The following is a 3,712-nucleotide window of genomic DNA, read 5'->3' on the forward strand; positions in this document are numbered from 1 at the left end:
ACATGGCTGTCGGTGTTGTTATTGGTGGTGCGTTTGGAAAAATCGTATCATCATTGGTTGCTAATGTTATTATGCCTCCGATTGGTTTACTGGTTGGCGGTGTGAACTTTACGGATTTGAAATGGGTGATGAAAGCGGCAGAGATCGGTGCTGACGGTAAGGAGATAGCTCCGGCTGTGACATTGGATTATGGCCAGTTTCTGCAGGCCACCTTTGATTTTCTGATTATCGCTTTTGCTATATTTTTATTTATACGTTTGATTACGAAACTGACAACTAAAAAACAGGCAGAAGTAGCGGCTGCTCCTCCAACTCCTCCTGCGCCAACGAAAGAAGAAGTTTTGTTGACGGAGATACGTGATTTGCTGAAAGAAAAAAATAATTGATTCTAATTAAAATGAAGGAGATTTCAGGTGTAAACTTGTGAATCTCCTTTATTTTTCTCTTCATTATTAATATAGATTGCGTACTTTTTTCTACTTTTGCAACTCAATTTATTCAAAATCCAACCATTGATATGCAGGAAAAAATAATAATTCTTGATTTCGGTTCGCAGACAACACAGCTTATAGGCCGCCGTGTACGTGAATTGGATACGTATTGTGAAATCGTTCCTTATAACAAGTTTCCTAAAGAAGACCCGACTATTAAAGGAGTCATTCTCTCCGGAAGCCCTTTTTCGGTTTACGATAAAGATGCTTTCAAAGTAGATTTGAGTGAAATTCGTGGTAAATATCCGATATTGGGTATTTGTTATGGTGCACAGTATCTGTCATACACCAATGGCGGAAAAGTGGAACCGGCCGGAACGCGTGAGTATGGACGTGCTCATTTGGCTTCTTTCTGCAAAGATAATGTACTGTTTAAAGGAGTGCGTGAGGAGTCGCAGGTGTGGATGAGTCATGGAGATACGATTACTGCTATTCCTGATAATTTCAAGAAAATAGCTTCAACAGATAAAGTAGAGATTGCTGCTTATCAGATAGAAGGGGAGCAGGTATGGGGTGTCCAGTTCCATCCGGAAGTATTCCATAGTGAAGACGGAACTCAAATCCTGAAGAACTTTGTGGTAGATGTTTGCGGCTGCAAGCAAGATTGGTCGCCGGCTTCTTTTATTGAGAGCACGGTTGCCGAACTGAAAGAACAGTTGGGTGATGATAAGGTTGTTCTCGGTTTGAGTGGTGGAGTCGATTCATCGGTTGCGGCAGTGCTGCTGAATAAAGCTATTGGCAAGAACTTGACTTGTATCTTTGTAGATCATGGTATGCTGCGTAAGAATGAGTTCAAGAATGTGATGAAGGACTACGAATGTCTCGGCCTGAATGTGATTGGCGTTGATGCCAGCGAAAAGTTCTTTACGGAACTGGCTGGTGTGGCCGAACCGGAAGCTAAACGCAAGATTATAGGTAAGGGTTTCATCGATGTGTTCGATGTAGAAGCTCATAAGATCAAAGACGTGAAATGGCTGGCTCAAGGTACAATCTATCCGGATTGCATCGAGTCATTGTCTATCACGGGTACAGTGATAAAGAGCCATCATAATGTAGGTGGACTTCCTGAAAAGATGAATCTGAAATTGTGTGAGCCACTTCGTTTGTTGTTTAAGGATGAAGTTCGTCGGGTAGGTCGTGAGTTGGGTATGCCGGAACATCTGATTACCCGCCATCCGTTCCCGGGACCGGGGCTGGCAGTGCGTATTCTGGGTGATATTACTCCTGAAAAAGTACGTATTCTGCAGGATGCTGATGATATCTTTATTCAGGGATTGCGTGACTGGGGATTGTATGACCAGGTATGGCAGGCAGGAGTTATCTTGTTGCCCGTACAGTCTGTAGGCGTGATGGGAGATGAACGTACGTACGAAAGAGCAGTTGCTTTACGTGCTGTGACATCTACAGATGCCATGACAGCCGACTGGGCGCATCTGCCTTATGAATTTATGGGTAAGGTATCGAATGATATTATTAATAAGGTGAAGGGAGTGAACCGTGTAACCTATGATATCAGTTCTAAACCACCAGCAACCATTGAGTGGGAATAATAACACTTTATAATCTAAAAATAGCCTCAATAGGAATTCCTGTTGAGGCTATTTTTATGATGAATAGGTCTTTTTATAATGAGCCAGTCCGTATCTATTCGCTTACCAGCTTCTGTGCATCCGGAATAAGAATCTCTTTCCGGCGTAATTCTAATAATCCTTTGTCTTGTAGCTCATTGAGTGCTTTTGAAGTATTCAGCCGGGTGTCATCTAAGTAGCGGGCAAGATCGTCCATCTTCATTTTGAATATCTTTTCTCCCTGAATCTTTTCACAATGCAACAGAAAAAAGCGAATGATTTTCTCTGTTAAATCCTGTGTCGGCTCTTCCCATAAGCGGGAGTAAAGATTTTGTGCCCGGTTACTTACGATATTCATATAGTTGAGCCGGAATATTTCATATTTGAACAGATCGCTAAGTACAAATGCTTTGCTGATACTGACAGTATGCGCTTCTGTATGTGCCACATAAGCAGAAGTGTAATGAGTGTTCATGCCAAACAGCGACTGTGGTTCCAGCAGGTAAGGTGCTTCCATCTGTTCAATGACGGTGTATATATTTTCTTTGGAATTTGTGACAATAGAAACCTCGCCTTTTAACAGGAAGCAGAGTTGTTTACACGGACTACCACTCTCAATGATAGTTTCTCCTACTTTATGCTTGATAAAGTGTAGCTTGACCTTATCCAGAATACTTGTGAAATCTTCATGACAAAGACCTTGAAATAAAGGCAATTGGAGCAAAGTGTCGAACATTGTTTCCATATGTTGTAATCTCTTGTTAATCGTACAAATTTACTCATAATACAACACGGCTGTCAATATCTGACCCTTCTTTTTGTTTTTTTTATTGTTTGAATGTATAAAAATAGAGTATATTTGCAGAAAAAAAAGGAGGAAATTATGTTTGCAGGCTTCAATTGGCAACAGATGGTTAGTGCGTTTATCGTACTTTTTGCCGTGATAGACATTATCGGCTCTATACCTATTATAATTAACCTGAAAGAAAAGGGGAAAGATGTGAATGCAATGAAAGCTACCGTCATCTCTTTTGTTTTGCTGATCGGATTTTTCTATGCGGGAGATATGATGCTGAAACTCTTCCATGTAGATATCGAATCGTTTGCAGTTGCCGGTGCGTTTGTTATCTTCCTCATGTCTTTGGAGATGATTTTGGATATTGAGATTTTCAAAAATCAGGGTCCTATCAAAGAAGCTACTTTGGTGCCGCTTGTCTTTCCTTTGTTGGCAGGTGCCGGAGCTTTTACTACTTTGCTTTCTCTTCGGGCGGAATATGCCAGTGTTAATATCATTATAGCTTTAGTATTGAACATGATTTGGGTTTACTTTGTAGTGAGTATGACTGGTCGTGTAGAACGTTTCTTGGGAAAAGGTGGTATCTATATTATTCGTAAGTTTTTTGGTATCATCTTATTGGCTATTTCTGTAAGGTTGTTTACGGCCAATATAACGTTATTGATTGAAGCGTTGCATCGGTCTTGATTAATAATCTAATCTTTACTTGTTTTCTACTTGTTATTTTTGTATATTTGACGATTTTACTTATACTTTTCACTAGGGTGAGAAGAGCTTGTCATCGAGGTGAAAAGGGCTTCTCATTCGGGTGATAATGTCTCATCATTTTAGTGAGAGGTTACTGATGTTGGTAATAA

The 3,712-nt window shown here is 40.4% G+C and carries 4 protein-coding genes; 3 read left to right on the forward strand and 1 reads right to left on the reverse strand.

All coding sequences use genetic code 11. From position 1 onward, the window contains the following. Both mscL and guaA read left to right on the forward strand, forming a co-directional pair. A partial coding sequence (gene mscL / locus BXY_RS16075; RefSeq protein WP_208946828.1) for a large-conductance mechanosensitive channel protein MscL occupies positions 1-386 on the forward strand: 386 nt, incomplete at its 5' end. Between the two features lie 131 nt (positions 387-517). After that, a complete protein-coding gene (gene guaA, locus BXY_RS16080; protein ID WP_015532441.1) occupies positions 518-2,041 on the forward strand; it encodes a glutamine-hydrolyzing GMP synthase in 1,524 nt (507 codons plus the stop codon). 94 nt (positions 2,042-2,135) lie between these two features. Here guaA and BXY_RS16085 read toward each other — a convergent pair whose 3' ends face one another. Continuing rightward, complete coding sequence (locus BXY_RS16085; RefSeq protein ID WP_004316175.1) at positions 2,136-2,804, reverse strand: Crp/Fnr family transcriptional regulator; 669 nt, start codon at positions 2,802-2,804, stop codon at positions 2,136-2,138. Positions 2,805-2,942: 138 nt separating this feature from the next. On the opposite strand from BXY_RS16085, the gene BXY_RS16090 reads away from it, so the two are divergent. Next, the gene (locus BXY_RS16090) at positions 2,943-3,542 is read left to right on the forward strand and encodes a MarC family protein (RefSeq protein WP_004316176.1); all 600 of its coding nucleotides are present in this window, start codon (positions 2,943-2,945) and stop codon (positions 3,540-3,542) included. Positions 3,543-3,712 lie beyond the last annotated feature (170 nt).

This window comes from Bacteroides xylanisolvens XB1A (genome assembly GCF_000210075.1).
Classification (GTDB): Bacteria; Bacteroidota; Bacteroidia; order Bacteroidales; family Bacteroidaceae; genus Bacteroides; species Bacteroides xylanisolvens.